Raw genomic sequence first — 17,656 nt, forward strand, 5'->3', positions numbered from 1 at the left:
TTACCCTGTCGATTGTCGCTGATTCTTTATTTCATGTCGCTTCTGGAGGCGTATGTTGTCTCGTTTGGTCACCTGGTGGCAGCGCAAGTCACAGCGGGTGGCGGCCACACGCTACCAAGCCGACGCCTGGCGCTGCTGGCGGCTGCAAGTGCCTATTTTGCGTGGACTCAGCGAGGATGAAGGCGAGCACTTGCAGCATCTGGCCTGGCAGTTTTTACAACAAAAGAGCATCACCTGCATCGGCGTGACTCCGCGTACAGAGCAGATGGCAGCAATGGCATTACAGGCTTGTTTGCCTATCATGCAGCTAGGATTGGACTGGTACCGTAACTTTTACGAGATCATCTTATTGCCGGCTCCCGTCGAGCGGCATGATGAAATCCCGTTGGGTGCCGGCTTGGTCGCCGAGGAAACCAGCCTGCATCTGGGCGAAGCCTGGGAGCAGGGGCCCGTGGTGCTGGTATGGCCCGAAGTGTTACACGATGGCCACTGGGATGGCTATCATCTTGTCATCCATGAATTGGCCCACAAGTTGGACATGCTGGCGGACGGCATAGCCAACGGCATGCCTCCGGAGCGTCCAGGTGTGCCGATCGCCAGATGGCAGTCGGTGATGGAGTCCAGTTATGCCGCTGTGTGTCACTGTCACGATACCGGTGTTAACTGTTGCCTGGATGAGCAGGCCTGTGATGGCCTGGATGAGTTGTTTGCGATAGCCAGCGAAGTCTTCTTCTGTCAACCGCTGGCACTGCAACAGCAGTATCCTGCGCTCTATGATCTGCTCAGAGGCTGGTATCAGCAGGATCCTGTCCGGCGCCAACCCAGCGAAACACGGCATTGGCCACGCCTGGGTGGCCAATAAGTCAGCTCTTGCACAGACTGCCCGGCTTGCGCTGTTCGATAGCCGCGCACAGGGCTCCTTGTTGCGGCCGCACCAGTTCACAATGCCCCTGTTGCAATACATCGTTAACCTGGATCTTCCCGGTCAGGATCTCCACTCTGAGGGTTTCAAGTTTACTGCGCAGGGCATCCGAGAGCAGGGCCTGGTTGTGCTTATCCAGCGCCCAGCCCACATAGTCGTCGGCCAGCCCCAACTGGCGAATGCCGGCTTTCCAGGTTCCGGTTTCGCCTTCCTCCAGTGCCAGGTAGACCGCCAGCGGCCTGTTTTTATACAGCGATGTCAGCATGGTGCCAGGGTAAAGGCTATTTTGGTTGTAGTCCGAGCCGATCGCCTTGACGCCGGCATCCGCCGCTGCCTGATAGACACCTTGGCCGGTCCCGCGGGCGGCAGCGAAGACGATATCCGCTCCGTCGTCGATCAGCCCCTTGGCGACAAAGGTGCCCTTTGCCGGATCATTAAACGCCATGCTTGGGATCGAGGTGACGTAGCTTTGCTTGACCTCGATGCTCGGGTTGGCAAAGAGTGCGCCTTGTTCATAACCGCAGGCATAGCGGCGAATGGTCGGCAGATCCATGCCACCGACGAAGCCAATGATGCCGGTCTCCGACTCCGCTGCGGCGATGGCGCCAATCAAAAACGCCGCTTCCTGCTCATTGAACAGCAAAGAGCGAACATTGGCTTTATTCAGCTGGGCATCGACCAGCGTGAAGTGTGTCTTGGGATATTCATCGGCCACCGGAAGCAGGCTGGAAGGTTCGTCGTCACCGATCAGCACGATAGGGCTGAAACCTTGCTTAGCGAGCTCTCGTATCATCTGCTGACGTTCGGCAACGCTGGCCGGCTCCCGTTCGGTCACGGCGACACCGGTCTCCTGGCTAAATCGTTGTACGCCTTTTTCAAAGACTTGCTGGTTCACCGCGCCATCGAATTTGCCACCGAGACCATAGACCACGGCCGGTTTGCTGGCGGCCAAAACCCACGATGGCAAAGCGAGTGCGATCCCGAACATCATCATCCGTGCGACAGAAAGCATGTTACGTCCTCATAGCGAGAGGCTCCTGAAACCCGGGAGCCCGAATGGCCGCAGATTGTTGTCGCTTTTGAATCCGTGATCAAGGTCAGATTGATTTTTGGCGCAATGTAACGGCTTCCATTTATTAATTTGTCTTGGCAAACGTTTTCAAGAGGCAATATTTCAGTCGGTAGACGAGATATATTCCAGTGGTGGTGATCGGTGCCAGGAATATCAAAGAGAGTCGGAACGGAAATAAAAACTTACGAATAATCTGTAGGTTAACGTGATGCGGAGTGTGAGAGGAAAATAACGTCTCGTAGCACAGAAAATAAGAGCGCCGGGCCTGTCATCGTTAACAGACCCGGCGGTCGATTACTCTACTTCATTGCCATTTGTCGTGCCGGCGGCAAACGCTTGGACATTTTCCAGCGTGGTTGTTGCGATGGCCAGCAAGGCTTCTTTGGTTAGAAATGCCTGGTGGCCGGTAAACAGCACATTGTGACAGGCAGAAAGACGACGGAATACGTCATCGGTGATCACTTCGTTGGATTTGTCCTCGAAGAACAACTCCTGCTCCTCTTCGTAAACGTCGAGACCCAGCGCCCCGATCTTGCCCTGTTTCAGAGCCTCGATAGCGGCGACCGAGTCGAGCAGCGCGCCACGGCTGGTATTGATGATCATCACCCCCTTCTTCATCTTGGCGAAGGCGTCGGCATTGAGCAGGTGATAGTTTTCCTTGAACAGCGGGCAGTGCAGGCTGATGACGTCGGCTTCACGGAACAGGGTATCGAGATCGACATACTCGGCACCCAGCTCCAGCGCCGCCGGATTTTGGTACGGATCGCTCACCAGCAGGCGCATACCGAAGCCCTTGAGGATGCGCAGCGTGGCGATACCGATCTTGCCAGTACCGATAATACCGGCCGTACGGCCATACATATTGAAGCCGACCAGGCCATCCAGGGCGAAGTTGGCGTCACGAGTGCGCTGATAAGCCTTATGAATGCGACGGTTGAGCGTCATCATCAGGCCAATGGTGTGTTCGGCGACGGCTTCAGGAGAGTAGGCCGGCACCCGGACAACTCGCAGGCCCAGCGCCTTGGCCGCCTGCAGGTCGACGTTGTTGTAACCGGCACAGCGCATGGCCAGAACCTTGGTACCATTGGCGGCCAGTTCGCTCAGCACATCACGGCCCAGATCGTCATTCACGAAGGCACAGACGACAGGGTAACCGTGAGCCAGGCGACAGGTCTTGAGGTCGAGGCGCACGTCAAAATAATCAACCTTGTAGCCAAACTGGGCGTTGGCCAACTCAAAGTGGTCACGGTCATAGGCTTTGGCGCTGAACATGGCAATTTTCATCATTACACCTCCAGGAAAATATGTAATTAAATTACACCTTGCTGGCACCATGTCAACGACTCTTGTTAATAAAAAGCGGCATATGTAGCCGCCGCTCGCTATTCTTCGCTATTTGGCTGCGAGTTTATGTAATAAAATTACATATTTGGCGTGTGGTTTTGCTCACTTCTAATGGCGCAAGGCCGCTCAGGCGCGTGGGTGAGCAAGAGTTCATCGCTCTCATCCTTGAGCTGCACTCCGGTCAGGCGACGGGTAAAGGCCTGGTCAATCAACCACTGCAACTTGTGCACCGCCTGCGGGTAATCGAGCCCGGCAGGCCGTACGTTCGAGATGCAATTGCGCTCTGAATCCATGCGTCCGGGCTGGGGGTGCCATGTCAGGTAGAGGCCGAGGCTGTCAGGCGACGACAAACCGGGACGCTCACCTATCAAGACCACGACCAGGCGAGCATTCAATAAGGCGCCGATCTCATCGCCGATGGCGACACGACCTTGAGCGATCAGCGTCAGCGGCCCGACACTCAGCCCGCAGGCCTCAAGCTGTGGCAGCAGCGTGCGCAGTAGCGGCTCGGCATGATGTGCGATGGCGGTCGAGGAGAGCCCATCGGCGATCACCAGGGCAACATCACAAGCCGGATTGGCTAACGAGGTCAGGCGCTCAGCACTCTCGCTATCGAGCCGGCGACCCAGGTCGGGGCGTCGCAGGTATTCATCACGATGCCGGGCGGCGCTGTGCAAGGTGATGGTTGGTAATCCCAGCGCGGCTAACGCCAGCTGCAGTGCTGGAAAATCCAGTGGTTGGTGCACGGCGTCACGGGCCTGGGCATGGGCCAGCCCGAACTGCAATAAGGCCTCGGTTGGCAAGCTGGCTCCGGTGCGCCCCAGTGCTATCCGGGCGGCCGTAAATTGACGCAACTCCTGCCAGGGATTGGATTGAACCAGGGTCGGTGTCATGGCATCTCCTCGAATTAAATACATCAGGCGGCCCGCCCGCTACCGCTAAGGCTGGTCAACAAGGGGTGACGTTGCCCGGCTGCCAGCAGGTGTCCGCCCGCATCGGTCAATTGCATCTGTTGCAACCAGGCACCGAACTCGGGGGCATGCTTAAGCCCCAGCAGTTCGCGGATATAGAGCGCATCGTGAAAGGAGGTGCTTTGGTAGTTCAACATGATGTCGTCGGCGCCGGGCACCCCGATGAGGAAGGTCAAGCCGGCGTTTGCCAGCAGCGTGAGCAGGGTGTCCATGTCATCCTGATCGGCCTCGGCATGATTGGTGTAGCAGACATCGCATCCCAGCGGGACGCCAAGTAGCTTGCCGCAGAAGTGATCTTCCAGCCCGGCACGAATGATCTGCTTTCCGTCGTACAGGTATTCAGGGCCAATAAAGCCGACCACGGTATTGGTCAGCAGGGGTTTAAAGTGGCGTGCCACCGCGTAGGCTCGTGCCTCGCAGGTTTGCTGGTCGACGCCATGATGGGCGTTGGCCGACAGGGCGCTGCCTTGCCCGGTCTCGAAGTACATGACGTTGTCACCTACAGTGCCGCGTCCCAATGCCAATGCCGCCTGACGCGCCTCCTCCAGCATGGCCAAGTTGATGCCGAAACCGGCATTGGCAGCTTCGGTGCCGGCAATGGACTGGAATACCAGATCCACAGGGACACCGCGTTCGATTAATTGCAGCGTGTTGGTGACATGGGTGAGGATGCAGGACTGGGTCGGGATGGCAAAACGCTGGATCACCTCGTCAAGCATGCGATTCAGATCGCCGAGCACGGCCAGGTTGTCACTCGCCGGATTGATGCCAATCACGGCATCGCCGGAGCCATACAAGAGGCCATCGAGCAGGGTGGCGGCGATCCCTTGCCAATCATCGGTTGGATGGTTCGGCTGCAAACGGACGCTCAGGTGTCCAGGCAGGCCAATGGTGTTGCGAAACCGGGTTACCACCTGGCACTTGCGTGCTACCAGGATCAAATCTTGATTGCGCATCAACTTGCTGACGGCTGCGGCCATCTCAGGGGTGATGCCGGGTGCGACACGAGCCAGCGTCATGCTATCTGCGGCTTCGGAGAGCAACCAGTTGCGAAAGTCACCCACCGTCATATGTCGCAACAACATGAAGGCGGCGGCGTCATGGGTATCGATGATCAGACGCGTAATCTCATCCTGTTCATAGGGGATCAGGGTCTGATTGAGAAAGGTGGTCAAGGGCAGATCGGCCAGCGCCATTCTGGCCGCCATCCGCTCCTCGGCGGATTCGGCACCGATACCGGCCAGATAATCGCCAGAGCGGGCAGGGGTCGCTTTGGCCATTAGACTGCGCAGGTCGGGGAAGTGGTAACGGCGATGCGAGAGCGTGGTCTGGTACATAGGAACCTCATGAAAAAGGCCACCGGCCGAGCCGGTGGCAAATCACCAGATGTTACGTTGGGGTTGGAACAGGATCAGGCCTTGGCCAGTTCAACGTCGCTGGCGGCGGCGCTTTCATCGTGCGTCAGGCGGAAGTAGCCGTAACCGGCCAGCATGAGGCCGCCGAAGATCATGGCCAACAGCTGGTTGTAGTAGACCATGGCTACCAGACACAGCACGGCCAGACCCAGTGCCAGTGCCGGGGCAAACGGGAACAGGGGCGCGACGAACGGACGATCTAGCTTGGGCTCGCTCTTGCGCAGCTTGAAGAGCGCAGCCATCGAAATGATGTACATCACAATGGCACCAAACACGGACATGGTGACGATGTTGGCCGTCAGCGGCATGCCGCCGATCACGATCAGCTGGTCAGAGAAGATGGCCAGGATGCCGACCACTCCACCGGCCAGAATGGCCCAATGCGGGGTTTGGAATCGCGGATGTATGGTGGCCAGACCCTTGGGGAGATAGCCGGCACGGGCCAGCGCGAAGATTTGCCGCGAGTATCCCATGATGATGCCGTGGAATGAGGCGATCAGACCAAACAGACCGAGCCATACCAGCATGTGCAACCAGCCACTGCTGTCACCAACAATCATTTTCATCGCTTGCGGCAAGGGATCATTGATGTTCGAGAGTTTGCTCCAGTCACCGGCACCACCGGCAAACACCATTACACCAATCGCCAGTACCACCAGTGTCAGAATGCCACCGATAAAGGCTTTCGGGATGGTTTTCTTCGGCTCTTTGGCCTCTTCCGCCGCCATGGCGGCGCCTTCAATCGCCAGGAAGAACCAGATGGCAAACGGGATGGCGGCAAAAATGCCGGAGATCGCGGTACTGCTGAATTCATTACTGCCGGCCCAGCCGTTAGCGACGAAGTTGGCCACACTGAAGCCAGGGCTGACAACCCCCATGAAGACCAGCAGTTCGAAGATCGCCAGCAGGGTGACAATCAGTTCAAAGGTTGCCGCTATGCTGATGCCAATTAGGTTCAGCGACATAAAGACCAGATAGGCGCCGACAGCCACCCATTTCGGATCCAGCGTTGGAAATTGCACGTTCAGATAGGCGCCGATCGCCATGGCGATGGCCGGGGGCGCGAACACGAATTCGATCAGGGTGGCAAAACCGGCGATGTAGCCGCCGACCGGGCCAAAGGCGCGATAGGCATAGGCAAAGGGGCCGCCTGCGTGAGGAATCGAGGTGGTGAGTTCAGTAAAACTAAAGATAAATGCGGTATACATGGCCGCTACGATCAGGGCTGTCACTAGGAAGCCGAGGGTGCCGGCCTGGGCCCAGCCATAGCTCCAGCCAAAATACTCGCCGGAAATGACCAGACCGACGGCGATGCCCCATAGGTGGAAGCTGCCAAGGGTCCGTTTGAGAGCAGGTTTATTGCTATCCGTATGCATGTGTATGTCCTCTGAGGCGCGGTTTTTGTATGACAAGTAACAATCACATCGCAAACCGCGTACCAACCTGAGAACAGAGGCCTCTATTGAATAAAATCAAGTACATATGAATTAGCTGGCCAGCTGGGACGAGTCGTCACAGCGCAGAATCACCAATCTGGTGCGACAGGGGCGAGCCAGACAGGTGCAGGCTGCTCGGGGCATATGGGCCATGTTGCGCAACACCATGCGCTTGAGCTAGACCACCATCGATGGACAACGAGGGCGTACCACGACGAGCGACTAGGGTTCGGCGGCGAGGCTCGGCTGGGAGGAGATGGGCAGCCGTTCGGAATAGCGGTATCCCCCCCACGCGAGGATGGCCAATAGCAGGCAGAGCATGAAGAGCCATTCGCCCCCGAGCTGATCGATAACCAGACCACCGATGAGGGGGGCACAGGCCGATCCCATCAGGTAGAGGGAGGCTGCGCCGACATAGGTGCCGCGCAGATGTGGGGGCGCCAGTTCGTCAACACGGAGATTCAACGCCGGAAACAGGATCACTTCGCCTACGCTGAGTACAAACGCCGCCAGCAGATAGCCAGTGGGCCAGTGCACCGGCGTCAACCAGAAACCAATCTGCGCCACGCCAAACAGCGCAGTGCCAAAGCGCATCCGTTCGGCGGCCGAGAATCGTGCCAGCCAGTGTACCAGGGGGAGTTGTAACAGAACTATGGTCAGCGTATTGATCAGCAGCAGTTGCGTGATCAGGACGGCGATGCCGGGGATCCCTTGTCGCATCAGATAGAGATCGAGCGTGCTTTGAAAATGGGCATAGATAAACATGGTCAAGATATTGCCCAGCGTTAGCCATTTGAAGGCGCGATCCCGAGCCAGTACGCGCAGGGTAGCACCAAAGCCGAGGGCACTGAGTGTTTGACGGCGTTGTTCACTGATGTGCCACAGGGTCGCGGCCAGTAAGGTGCCATAGAGTAGATACCCCAGCGCTGCCAGCCAGAAGGTGCTCTGCTGACCGGCCATGCCGAGCCAGAGGCCACACAGCGGGCCGATAGCGCCGCCAAGGTTGATGAGATAATAACGCAATTGCAGCGCCAGCTCGCGGTCCATGGCGTCCGGGCACTGGTCGGCGATCATGGCGCGGCCTTGATTCTCCAGCAGCGAGCGCATCATACCGTTACTGATGGCACCCAAGGCAAAACCGGTTGGTGAGCCTGCACAGGCAAACAGTGTCATGCCGGCGATACCCAGCCCACTGCCCGTTAACATGACTCTGCCGCGGCCATAGCGATCGGCGAGATTGCCGCCGTAGATACCGACCAGGGTGCTAAATCCCGAAGACAACGCCAGTATCAGACCCGAGTCAGTCGCCGACAGCCCGAACTGACGGTAAAGCATCAATCCCAGGTAGGGCCAGACCATGAAGAATGCAAACCGCGACAGCAGGGTTCCTAGCAGGATCACGTGCACTATGTGTGGCAAATGACGTAACCGGGTGAAAGAGAGTAGACGGGAGTTGGCGGGTTCAGCGGGAGGCGTGGTGGGGCGAGATGACATGGACAACTCCTTGGCTTGGACAGATAGCCTAACTGTCTGCCCTAACAACTGCAAACGGCTGGTGAGTGGCTTGGGCTAGGGGTATGCTGCCGTCAACTTTGATGAAGGGACTGAACTCTATGTTGTTGGCTCACAAAGACGATGCGTCTACCTTGGCGTTACTGCCTCCTGTACTGCAACGCTATCTGCACCAGATGTTGGCATTGCTGGAGCAGCACCCCCAGCCTGGGCGTTATCCTATCGAGGGGGATAAGGCGTTTGTGCTGGTCTGTGAAGAGATGACCAAACCTGCGGCTAGCCTGCGACCTGAGATCCATGCTCGATATCTGGATATACAGTTAGTGATTGCGGGCCATGAGCGTTATGGGATTCGTGCTCGTCGTGCCACGACACCGCCAGATGATGATCGCCTGGTGACACAGGACTTAGCGTTTTTCGAGCAACTCGTCGGCGAGCAGTTTGTGGATCTGGCACCCGGTGAACTGGTGGTCTTTCTGCCTGGCGAGCCGCATCGGCCGCTATGTGCTATCGATGATCCCGCGCCAGTGCGCAAGGCAATCTTGAAAGTCGAGGCGGCGATGCTCGACTGATGACCCCGATTTTGCAGGGGTACAGAGCGCTTTTTGGTTGAAGCGATAATGAGAGCATTGGGTTATCCCTGCTCAATGCAGACGGGGCGGCACCTTGGTGTCGCCCCGTTTTGTTTAGTTGATGACCACAAACAGGTTAAAAAAAGATTGAATACTGTATTCACATACAGTACTGTTAATTCATACATTGGATACGCCGGCAGTGTAGTGGCGTTCAGCGATGCATCACGACTTGATAACGGATTTTCAGGAGAGAGCCATGAGCGTATTTGTTAACGGTCTGTTTGTGGGCAATGAAATATACCCTGGTGTTTATGCCGAAGCGCTGGCCGGCCCTAGCTGGATGATCCGCAAGGAAAATGCACAAGGCTGGCCATGCCGGGTGGGGGAGGTGAAGGCAGGGACACAACAGGGCGAGTTTCTGGCATGTGGCTGTCTTGGCGACGAACGAGGACGAGCTTCTTCAATGAAGACCGCGGTGCGTTTCTTGCTAAATTAATTCCCGCTAAAACACAGAACGCCCTCATTATGGGCGTTCTGGTTTCAAACGGGCGGTGGTTAAACCCAGCTGACGTTATGTTTGGGTTCATCGCCACATTGCCAGCTGACCTTCTTGGGCAGCAAAACAGTGAGCAACCGTTCGTCATGCACCGGTGCTGGCGTGTTGCGAGTCATCCACGAGACTTGAAGCCGCGGTAAGGTATCGCGCCACTGAACACGCTTGCGCATATCGATTACTTGAGGTTCGAGTCTGTTCTGGCTGACCAGATCCAGCGTCGCTGACTTGGTTCGCGCCACGACCCAAGGCACACGTACTGGTCGAGGGTCACCCTCTCGCCAACTGATAACTCGCGTCGGCAGAGCGTCTGCATTTAATTGCGCCGGTTGCAAGGTGATTTTGCTTTTGGCGATCCCTTTGATGAGCCACACAACCTTGATGCGCTCTTTGCCTTGGTCTTTCACGGCTTGTACTTCCATCATCATTCCCTCTGTCCAAAAGACTCGCCTGTTGCTGTTGTGATTATAATCCTGACTTCGCTGCGGCTGCAGGCGAGAGAAGCTGCGTGTATCCTGTCGTCCCGCAGACGCTTTTAGTATATGGGGCAATGCTGACGACAAAAGAGGGCTGGCGATATAAATTTGTTGCCTGTGCGTTGGATCAGTAGACTGGGCCACCCCTTCAGTCAGGTTTGTGACCCATGGCGCTAAAAGCGACGATTTTCAAGGCAGTTGTCAATGTGGCCGATACCGACCGCCACGTCTATCTGGAACAGGCATTAACCCTGGCCCGTCACCCTTCGGAGACGGATGCACGTATGATGGTGCGTCTGTTGGCATGGTGTTTACGGTCGGCACCAGAATTGGAATTTACTCGCGGTCTGTGCGCGGACGATGAGCCGGATCTGTGGCGCCATGAGCTGCATGGCGATATTGCCGAGTGGATTGAAGTGGGATTACCCGAGCCAAAGCGGTTGAAACGGGCCAGTAATCGGGCACAGCAGGTCTATCTGTTTGCATATGGTGCGCGCGCCGCCCAGGTGTGGTGGCAGCAGCATCAGTCCGAGGTCAGTAAATTATCCAATGTGCAGATTTATTATGTGGATGATGCACTTTTGGAGCCGCTGGCGGCATTGGCCGAGCGGAGCATGGCGATTCAGGTGACGATTAGCGAGGGCACTGTCTGGATCAGCAGTGGCGAGGTAGCGCTATGCTGGACACCAGAACGCTGGCTTTGACTCAGAAGACAGGGGCTCTGGGCGCACGATAAGCCGGGAGCTTGCATCGATGCTCATCATGCGCCGGCTGCACAAGCTGGAAGTTACCGGTTCTCGACCAACAATCTGCCTGCTGGCACCGACGTCACGAAAAGCCAACCAGGGCAGTAAAGAACAAAGCACGCGGCGCGTGCTTTGTTCTATCGGCATGAAGCGTGAGGCGCTATCACGCCTCGTCTTCTGATTGCATATCGGCCTCAAAATACCAGTAGCCGCTGTTGATCAGCATGCTCAGCCATGCAAGAACCTCAGGTTGGCTGAGGTATGCGTCTAGCTGGTTAGGCATGGTCACCGTCTGGTCACACAATAGCTTTATCAATGCAAAGGCACCGTCAGGTACGGAAAAGGCCTCACCATTGATGAAGCAGACTAACTCTTCGCCTTCGAGATAAAGTGCGCGTAACCCGCCCAGACGAACCAGACGTTCACCCGCCTCGAGCCGGTCGTAGATTTCGCCTTCGGTAAACGGCGGCTCCACGGGTTCCAGCGCGAGCTCGTGCTTGGCTTCACTCAGACTTTGTGCCAGCTGGTGGGCGAAATCATCATGAGTCAACAGCGCCTGCATCATGTCACGCAGCTGTTGTACTTCGTGATTCTGAATGCAGCCAGCCGCGGTGCTCGGCTGCAATTCGGGATCACTATATCGCTGATTACCGCCATCCTGCTGCAGTAGATAATCTGCAAAATGACTGAATAACTCTCGTTGATTGGGGGCCCTGAAACCGACGGAATAGTTTAATGCGGGCTCGAGTGCATAGCCGTCGTGGGGAAAACCGGGTGGAATATAGAGGATGTCACCGGCTTCGAGTTCGGCATCAATGATGGGAGTAAAATCTGCAACCTGCAGCAAACCTGGGTGCGGACAAACCTGCGGATGATCGCCTTTTGCGCCGACACGCCAGCGTCGGCGGCCCATCCCTTGAATGATGAATACATCATATTGATCGATATGTGGCCCAACGCCACCACCAGGGACAGAAAAGGAGATCATCAGATCATCCAGACGCCAGTTGGGCAGGCTACGGAATGGCTCCATCAGTCCGGCTGCAACGGGATGCCAATGGTCTACCGCCTGGACCAGCAGCGACCAGTCACATTCACCCAAGTGATCAAATGATTCGAACGGACCGTGCTGGACATGCCATTTGCCTTGCTGGCGACTGACCAAACGACTGTCAATCAGCTCCTCCATGGCTAACCCGGCCAATTCATCGGCACTCAGCGGATCCACAAACGGAAACAGTGCGCGCCGTAATACCACAGGCTGTTTTTGCCAGTATTTTTGTAGAAAGTCAGGCCAGTGAATGGCAACGTGATACGCCATACGCGCTCCATGATGGAATTTGGAGAAATTCATGCCGACCGTATGACGATCGGCATAAGGACGCTTACTTTACGTCGTTGATCAAGGCTTTCAGATCGTCCGTGGTACGCGGGGCGCCGCGCAGAATCTGATCGCCAATCACAAATGCCGGTGTTCCTGTCAGGCCGAGCTTTTCGGCCAGTTGTCGCGTCTCAAGCAGCTGCTTTTCAATGGTCGGGTCTTGCATCTTCTTCTCGATGGCAGGCCAGTTCAGGTCGGCTTTCTTGGCGATCACCGCGAGATCCTTGTCACTGCTCAACGCACCTTGATGAGCCATCAGGGCAGCATGAAACGCGCTGTATTTATCCGGATGCAGACTGTTGACAGCCAAAGCCGCCTTGGCGGCGATGTAAGAGGTCTCACTCAGGATGGGGAATTCCTTATATACCAAACGGACTTTCTTATTGTCGTGCAGCAGGGTGTCAATCATCGGGGTGGCGCGCTTGCAATAGCCGCAGTTGTAATCGAAAAAGACAATCACGTTCACACTGCCCTTCTCGTTGCCCGCAACAGGGTCTCGCTTATCGGCAAATAGCGCATCATGATGCGCTTTAATCAGTTGCACGTCCGCCTCTTGCTGTTGGGACTCCTGCTTGGCTCGCAGGGCATTGGACATATCGATCAACAATTCCGGATGGGCGAGCAGATAATCGTGAACAATTTTCTCGACATCCTGCCGTTCGAGCTCGGCGGCGTGAACAGGGAAGGCGAGCGGTGCGAGACAGGCGAGTGCCGGCAGAAGGCGATGGGAGATCTTCATGAGTGATTACCAAGATTAAAATGTGTGGAGACAAGACCTTATCTAGTCTGACTTTACGCATGCAAGTCAAGTTTCAGAGCGAGTAGGGCGATTATTTGCACAACAAACGCGAAGATTGCCGCAAATAGCAGCAGTTGAGATCCGACACCATTTACAAGCCGTTATGATATCGCTAGTATTCGCTCCCGTTACGGAGGGGTGGCAGAGCGGCTTAATGCAACGGTCTTGAAAACCGTCGATGGGCGACCATCCGTGGGTTCAAATCCCACCCCCTCCGCCAGATTGAGAAGGCCCACTAGTTTAGTGGGCCTTTTTCTATTGGTTGCTATTTGCCTTTGCGACTCGTCAGGGTCACCCCGCCGATTACCAGCAACACGCCTAGCCACTGCCAGCCAGATAACCATTCATCCAGCAACTCCATGCTGAAGAGAATGGTTAATATTGGCCCCAGACTACCGATGATGGCGGCTTTACTGGCTCCAATTTGCAGCATGGCTGCACTCAGGGCATAAAGGGGAAACAGTGTTGATAAGAGGGCCATGGCACAGGCATAACTCCAAACTTGCCACGGTTGCTCGATAATCAGTTGTGGACTACGCGTTAACAGGAAGTGGCAGCACATCGCAGCTGCAGAAACGAGCAATGCCAGCTCGGTGAAACGGCGGGCGCCTATCTGTTGAATGGTGGTAGGACTGAGCGTCAGGTAGAGGGCATAGGTAATGGTGCTGGCCAGCACGCATAACAGCCCCATCAAGTCAGCATGAGCCTTGCCAAGGTCAGGCAGCAAGACCAGTCCCATCCCTCCATACGTCAAGGCCAAGGCAAAAATCAGCGGAGGGTGTAGACGTTGCTTATGCAGACAGCTTGATAGCAATACCGTCAGTGTTGGGTAGAGACACAACACCATCCGTTCCAGACTGGCACTGACGGTTTCCAGTCCAATGAAGTCCAGCAGGCTGGAGAGGTAGTAGCCCAGGAGTCCTAGAATGAGCAGCCATAATCGCTGTGTTCCGTTCAACGGTGGCTCGGATGCCATGCTGCGCCAGCGAATCAGTAACAGTATCGGAACCAGCAAGCCGAGACGTAGTGTCACCATGGTGATGGCATCCACACCGTAGCGATATGCCAGTTTGGCGAAAATAGCCTTGGCGGCGAAGCCACAGGCCGCAAGCAAGGCGAGGAAAACACCCACGGCGTGTGATGGTATGTTTTTGGCAAAAGGCATGTTTTTTCCAATAGCAATGGGAGCGTGAGATCGCGGTATTGCGCCAGTAACACAAGTTACTTGTGATTATCGCACAGTGCCAGCCATGCTTACTCAGCTCCAGATAAACGGCGAGGGGGATATTTTGCAAGCATTATTGATGTCGGTGGTGTTGCTATTACAGGCGCAATCCATCGCGGATGAAACCTGGATCCGTATCCCTGTTCACATGGTTAGTGGTTCGCCTCCGGCGGCAACAATACACCTGTTATGGCAAGGGAAGACCTATCCTGCCGAAAGCGTGGTGCTGCGGGATGGGCTTTGGCTGGCTCGTTTTCATGTACAAGCCCGGGGACAGGTTCAGCTATCACTTGATGATTCGGGTTCAGCCGCAATGGTTGAGCCCAGGCTGGGCGTTGCCACTGAGGTGTCCGATGTTTCTGAAAACAATAACGACACCGTCTGTCATAGCGTCACTCAGCCTGGAGAGACGCTATGGGGTATTGGCTCACAGTTGGCCGGGCCCAACGGGGATCCTTATCTCTATATATTGGCATTGTTCGCGGCAAACCGCGAGCAACTGGACAATAACCCCGATGAGCTCAGAATTGGCGATCGACTCTATTGCCCACAACCGCAGGCGCTGCTGCAACTGGCCCGTTTGTCGCAGCAGGAGCGAAAATTGTTATATCGCCGATTAGTGGGGTATGGTCACCGGCTGTCCCGTCACTAAGTAACTTGTACCATTTCCCCGGCGGTGTTAATATGCGCGCCGTTTTACTCGAGGTGGCTGGACGGTCGCATCTAACCACCACTCAATCAAACTCGTTAAGTGAGAACTATCATGGCTTATTCTTTCGAAGCTCAACTGCGTACCGACCTGGGGAAAGGTGCGAGCCGCCGCCTGCGTCGTGACGAAAAGGTTCCGGCTGTTGTTTATGGCGCTGGTCAAGAAGCAGTATCTGTTACCGTCGATCACAACAAGATCATCGTTGCTCAAGCCAACGACGCTTTCTACAACGAAACCATCACTCTGGTTATCGACGGCAAGGAAGTTGCAGTCAAGGTTGCTGCAGTTCAACGCCACCCGGTCAAGCCGAAGGTTGTTCACCTGGACTTCGTTCGCGTTTAAGCACCATAGGTGACCAAAAGGCGCTCATCGAGCGCCTTTTTTGTTGTCAAAAATTCGCTAACCTAATGTCACCGCTGATTAATCACACAAGGTAGGCTTCCATGATCCGACTTGGCTCTCTCAATACATTGACCCTCCTGCGCCGCGATGAAAAGGGGGGGTGGCTGGATGCTGATACTTTTGGTGAGGTTTTGCTGCCGTTGCGCCAGTTACCTCGCGATGCCAAACCAGGCCAGGGCGTCAAGGTATTTGTCTTTCTCGATGGCGAAGGGGAACTCAACGTCACCGGTTTCAAACCCTATGCGCAAGTTGGAGAGTTTGTTGGCCTTAAGGTGGTTAGTGCCAATCGGTTAGGAGCATTTTTGGACTGGGGGCTAAAAAAAGATCTGTTTGTCCCTGCTCGAGAACAGTCTCAACCCATGCAGGTCGACCGTTACTACGTGGTGTATTTGTATCTTGATCAAGATGGCCGGGTTTCAGCAACCAGTAAGTTGGACCGCTTTTTGATAGAGGGCTGGCCAGAATATCAGCCAGGGGATTCCGTTGCTGTCTTGCCTGCAGAACAAACACCGCTAGGTATTAAAGCGATTGTCGATGGGAAATTCTGGGGTGTGCTTTATCGCAATGAGGTCTTCGGAAAAGTCACGCTCGGCCGTGAAGTTAAGGCCTTCATCAAACAGGTTCGTGATGATGGAAAAATTGACCTGACCCTGAACCAAGGTGGGCAAGTCGGTACGGATACAGCGGCGGAGAAGATCCTGCAACGCTTACAGAAACAGGGGGGCTTTCTACCCGTCGGCGATAAAACACAACCTGAAGTCATTAATCAGCTGTTTGCCATGAGTAAGGGGACCTTCAAAAAAGCGATCGGTGCCTTGTATAAAAAAGGGGTCATCAGGTTGGATGAGGATGGCATTCGCCTGCAGGGAAAAGAGGATTAGAATGCCGCTGGTAACCGGGAAGCCTGAGCTGGCTTCCCTCGACGCGGTGAATGTGATGATTTTGCGCTGATGTTCAGCTCTCAGTGGATATCCTGCTCCATCCAGCGCAATTGTGCATGTGCAGTATTGCCATCTTTAGGCATCAGTATTCGGCAGTAAATGATTTCAAAGTCGTCCTGATGGTTAAGTAGACCGATCAGGATCTCATACCAAGCATCCTTACTCCATTGCTCGGCATTGAAATCTACCCAATCTGCAGCTGGCTCTATCGCATCAACAGCACCGCGTTGTTCAAATTCCAATGTGATATCAACGATCGCTTCCGGTGGCAGGTGATCAGCTGCATGCTTAAGAAATAATTCATATCCCAACTCAATCAAGGTGTCAGGAGATAAAGTAGCAGACATTATTGGCTCTCTTAATCAGTATCTAGGTTGCTATTTAAACAGTAAATGATGAGGCGATCAGCAGACCGCGATCCAAAAAATCGAAATTGATTAAACCAGATGCCTATCCTGAGATTTGTTCGTGAATAAAAATCGGGCTCTGTCATTCAAAAAAAACAGATGATTCTGAATGTCTCCAGATATATAAAACAAGATGCTTATATATTTTATGGCTGCGAATTTAGAGTGTTAGTCGCAAATGGGGCTGGATTCTTGGATCATTCTTGTTAAAATTACGCTGCACTTTGGTGCGCCCTAGTCAATTTAGGGTTCTTGAGTTAATAACAACGAATGAAGGAATGACAAATGAAACATGCTCTGGTTCTGGCTGGTTTGCTGGTTGTATCTTTGACGGCCTGTGGTGAGAAAAAGGTTGATGAGGCGGCTGCCGCTCCGGCCGCTGCTTCTGCTGCTGTTGCGACCTCTGCCGCTGCTGCGACCTCAGCTGCCGAAGCCACCTCTGCGGCAGCAGCAACGTCTGCTGCAGTTGCAACTTCAGCCGCAACATCTGCAGCGACTGAGACTAAGTAATTCGTTAGCGCTGCACCAGTAAAAAGCTGCCGCTTGGCAGCTTTTTACATTTACGGCCCGTTACAAATATGAAAATGGACAGGCTATTTACTGGTGTTGTTTGCTTTGTGAGCAATCAATCTGTTTTTCACGAATTTTGCTTGCCAACTGTGATCTCCCCCCTATAATGCGCCCACATCGACGACGCGGTCGTCACGCTCTTTAACAATCAAATCAAGCAATCTGTGTGGGCACTCGCAGGATTGGCAGTCAAAAATTTT

General features: G+C 54.9%; 19 protein-coding genes and 1 tRNA gene. 9 read left to right on the forward strand and 11 right to left on the reverse strand.

Translation table 11 applies throughout. The annotated features are described in order from the left end of the window. The first annotated feature begins 52 nt into the window (after positions 1-52). The gene (locus ACFOSS_RS09390) at positions 53-862 is read left to right on the forward strand and encodes a M90 family metallopeptidase (protein ID WP_377152073.1); all 810 of its coding nucleotides are present in this window, start codon (positions 53-55) and stop codon (positions 860-862) included. 1 nt (position 863) lies between these two features. Here ACFOSS_RS09390 and ACFOSS_RS09395 read toward each other — a convergent pair whose 3' ends face one another. The 6 genes from ACFOSS_RS09395 to ACFOSS_RS09420 form a co-directional block, all read right to left on the reverse strand. After that, the gene (locus ACFOSS_RS09395) at positions 864-1,934 is read right to left on the reverse strand and encodes a BMP family lipoprotein (RefSeq protein WP_377152074.1); all 1,071 of its coding nucleotides are present in this window, start codon (positions 1,932-1,934) and stop codon (positions 864-866) included. Positions 1,935-2,288: 354 nt separating this feature from the next. Then, complete coding sequence (locus ACFOSS_RS09400) at positions 2,289-3,278, reverse strand: 2-hydroxyacid dehydrogenase (RefSeq protein ID WP_377152093.1); 990 nt, start codon at positions 3,276-3,278, stop codon at positions 2,289-2,291. Between the two features lie 137 nt (positions 3,279-3,415). Then, the gene (eutC, locus tag ACFOSS_RS09405) at positions 3,416-4,231 is read right to left on the reverse strand and encodes an ethanolamine ammonia-lyase subunit EutC (protein ID WP_377152075.1); all 816 of its coding nucleotides are present in this window, start codon (positions 4,229-4,231) and stop codon (positions 3,416-3,418) included. A 23-nt stretch (positions 4,232-4,254) separates the two neighbouring features. Continuing rightward, a complete protein-coding gene (locus ACFOSS_RS09410; protein WP_377152076.1) occupies positions 4,255-5,646 on the reverse strand; it encodes an ethanolamine ammonia-lyase subunit EutB in 1,392 nt (463 codons plus the stop codon). A gap of 74 nt (positions 5,647-5,720) precedes the next feature. Next, complete coding sequence (gene eat, locus ACFOSS_RS09415) at positions 5,721-7,100, reverse strand: ethanolamine permease (protein WP_377152077.1); 1,380 nt, start codon at positions 7,098-7,100, stop codon at positions 5,721-5,723. 282 nt (positions 7,101-7,382) lie between these two features. After that, positions 7,383-8,654, reverse strand: coding sequence for an MDR family MFS transporter (locus ACFOSS_RS09420; RefSeq protein WP_377152078.1), 1,272 nt, complete (start codon positions 8,652-8,654; stop codon positions 7,383-7,385). 119 nt (positions 8,655-8,773) lie between these two features. On the opposite strand from ACFOSS_RS09420, the gene ACFOSS_RS09425 reads away from it, so the two are divergent. Further along, the gene (locus ACFOSS_RS09425) at positions 8,774-9,244 is read left to right on the forward strand and encodes a YhcH/YjgK/YiaL family protein (protein ID WP_377152080.1); all 471 of its coding nucleotides are present in this window, start codon (positions 8,774-8,776) and stop codon (positions 9,242-9,244) included. Between the two features lie 259 nt (positions 9,245-9,503). Continuing rightward, positions 9,504-9,743 (forward strand): hypothetical protein, encoded by a 240-nt coding sequence (locus ACFOSS_RS09430; protein WP_377152081.1) that lies wholly within the window; start codon positions 9,504-9,506, stop codon positions 9,741-9,743. 59 nt (positions 9,744-9,802) lie between these two features. On the opposite strand, the gene ACFOSS_RS09435 is transcribed toward ACFOSS_RS09430, so the two are convergent. Further along, on the reverse strand, positions 9,803-10,222 hold the full coding sequence (locus ACFOSS_RS09435; RefSeq protein WP_377152082.1) for a hypothetical protein: 420 nt from the start codon (positions 10,220-10,222) through the stop codon (positions 9,803-9,805). 221 nt (positions 10,223-10,443) lie between these two features. Between ACFOSS_RS09435 and ACFOSS_RS09440 the strand changes: the two genes are divergently transcribed. Together ACFOSS_RS09440 and ACFOSS_RS09445 are read left to right on the forward strand one after the other, a co-directional pair. Beyond that, positions 10,444-10,980 (forward strand): YaeQ family protein, encoded by a 537-nt coding sequence (locus tag ACFOSS_RS09440; RefSeq protein ID WP_377152084.1) that lies wholly within the window; start codon positions 10,444-10,446, stop codon positions 10,978-10,980. Positions 10,981-11,029: 49 nt separating this feature from the next. Further along, a complete protein-coding gene (locus tag ACFOSS_RS09445; RefSeq protein WP_377152085.1) occupies positions 11,030-11,203 on the forward strand; it encodes a hypothetical protein in 174 nt (57 codons plus the stop codon). Here the strand turns inward: ACFOSS_RS09445 and ACFOSS_RS09450 are convergent. Both ACFOSS_RS09450 and ACFOSS_RS09455 read right to left on the reverse strand, forming a co-directional pair. Further along, a complete protein-coding gene (locus tag ACFOSS_RS09450) occupies positions 11,186-12,343 on the reverse strand; it encodes a ribosomal protein uL16 3-hydroxylase (RefSeq protein WP_377152086.1) in 1,158 nt (385 codons plus the stop codon). The genes ACFOSS_RS09445 and ACFOSS_RS09450 overlap by 18 nt on opposite strands. A 64-nt stretch (positions 12,344-12,407) precedes the next feature. Then, positions 12,408-13,142, reverse strand: coding sequence for a DsbA family protein (locus ACFOSS_RS09455; RefSeq protein ID WP_377152087.1), 735 nt, complete (start codon positions 13,140-13,142; stop codon positions 12,408-12,410). 192 nt (positions 13,143-13,334) lie between these two features. Between ACFOSS_RS09455 and ACFOSS_RS09460 the strand changes: the two genes are divergently transcribed. Next, a tRNA-Ser gene (locus ACFOSS_RS09460) sits at positions 13,335-13,422 on the forward strand. A 45-nt stretch (positions 13,423-13,467) separates the two neighbouring features. On the opposite strand, the gene ACFOSS_RS09465 is transcribed toward ACFOSS_RS09460, so the two are convergent. Then, positions 13,468-14,367 carry a DMT family transporter gene (locus ACFOSS_RS09465; RefSeq protein ID WP_377152088.1) on the reverse strand — a complete coding sequence of 300 codons (900 nt, stop codon included), beginning with the start codon at positions 14,365-14,367 and terminating at the stop codon, positions 13,468-13,470. A gap of 85 nt (positions 14,368-14,452) precedes the next feature. Between ACFOSS_RS09465 and ACFOSS_RS09470 the strand changes: the two genes are divergently transcribed. From ACFOSS_RS09470 to ACFOSS_RS09480, 3 genes are all read left to right on the forward strand, one after another. Beyond that, positions 14,453-15,079, forward strand: a complete 627-nt coding sequence (locus ACFOSS_RS09470; protein WP_377152089.1) for a LysM peptidoglycan-binding domain-containing protein — start codon at positions 14,453-14,455, stop codon at positions 15,077-15,079. A gap of 111 nt (positions 15,080-15,190) precedes the next feature. Beyond that, on the forward strand, positions 15,191-15,478 hold the full coding sequence (rplY, locus tag ACFOSS_RS09475) for a 50S ribosomal protein L25 (protein WP_377152090.1): 288 nt from the start codon (positions 15,191-15,193) through the stop codon (positions 15,476-15,478). A 101-nt stretch (positions 15,479-15,579) separates the two neighbouring features. Further along, positions 15,580-16,419: a CvfB family protein gene (locus ACFOSS_RS09480; RefSeq protein ID WP_377152091.1), complete on the forward strand. Its 840-nt coding sequence runs from the start codon at positions 15,580-15,582 to the stop codon at positions 16,417-16,419. Positions 16,420-16,499: 80 nt separating this feature from the next. Here ACFOSS_RS09480 and ACFOSS_RS09485 read toward each other — a convergent pair whose 3' ends face one another. Beyond that, positions 16,500-16,826, reverse strand: coding sequence for a DUF440 family protein (locus ACFOSS_RS09485; RefSeq protein ID WP_377152092.1), 327 nt, complete (start codon positions 16,824-16,826; stop codon positions 16,500-16,502). Positions 16,827-17,656 lie beyond the last annotated feature (830 nt).

The sequence above is a fragment of the Pseudaeromonas sharmana genome, from assembly GCF_042649925.1.
Lineage (GTDB): Bacteria > Pseudomonadota > Gammaproteobacteria > Enterobacterales > Aeromonadaceae > Pseudaeromonas > Pseudaeromonas sharmana.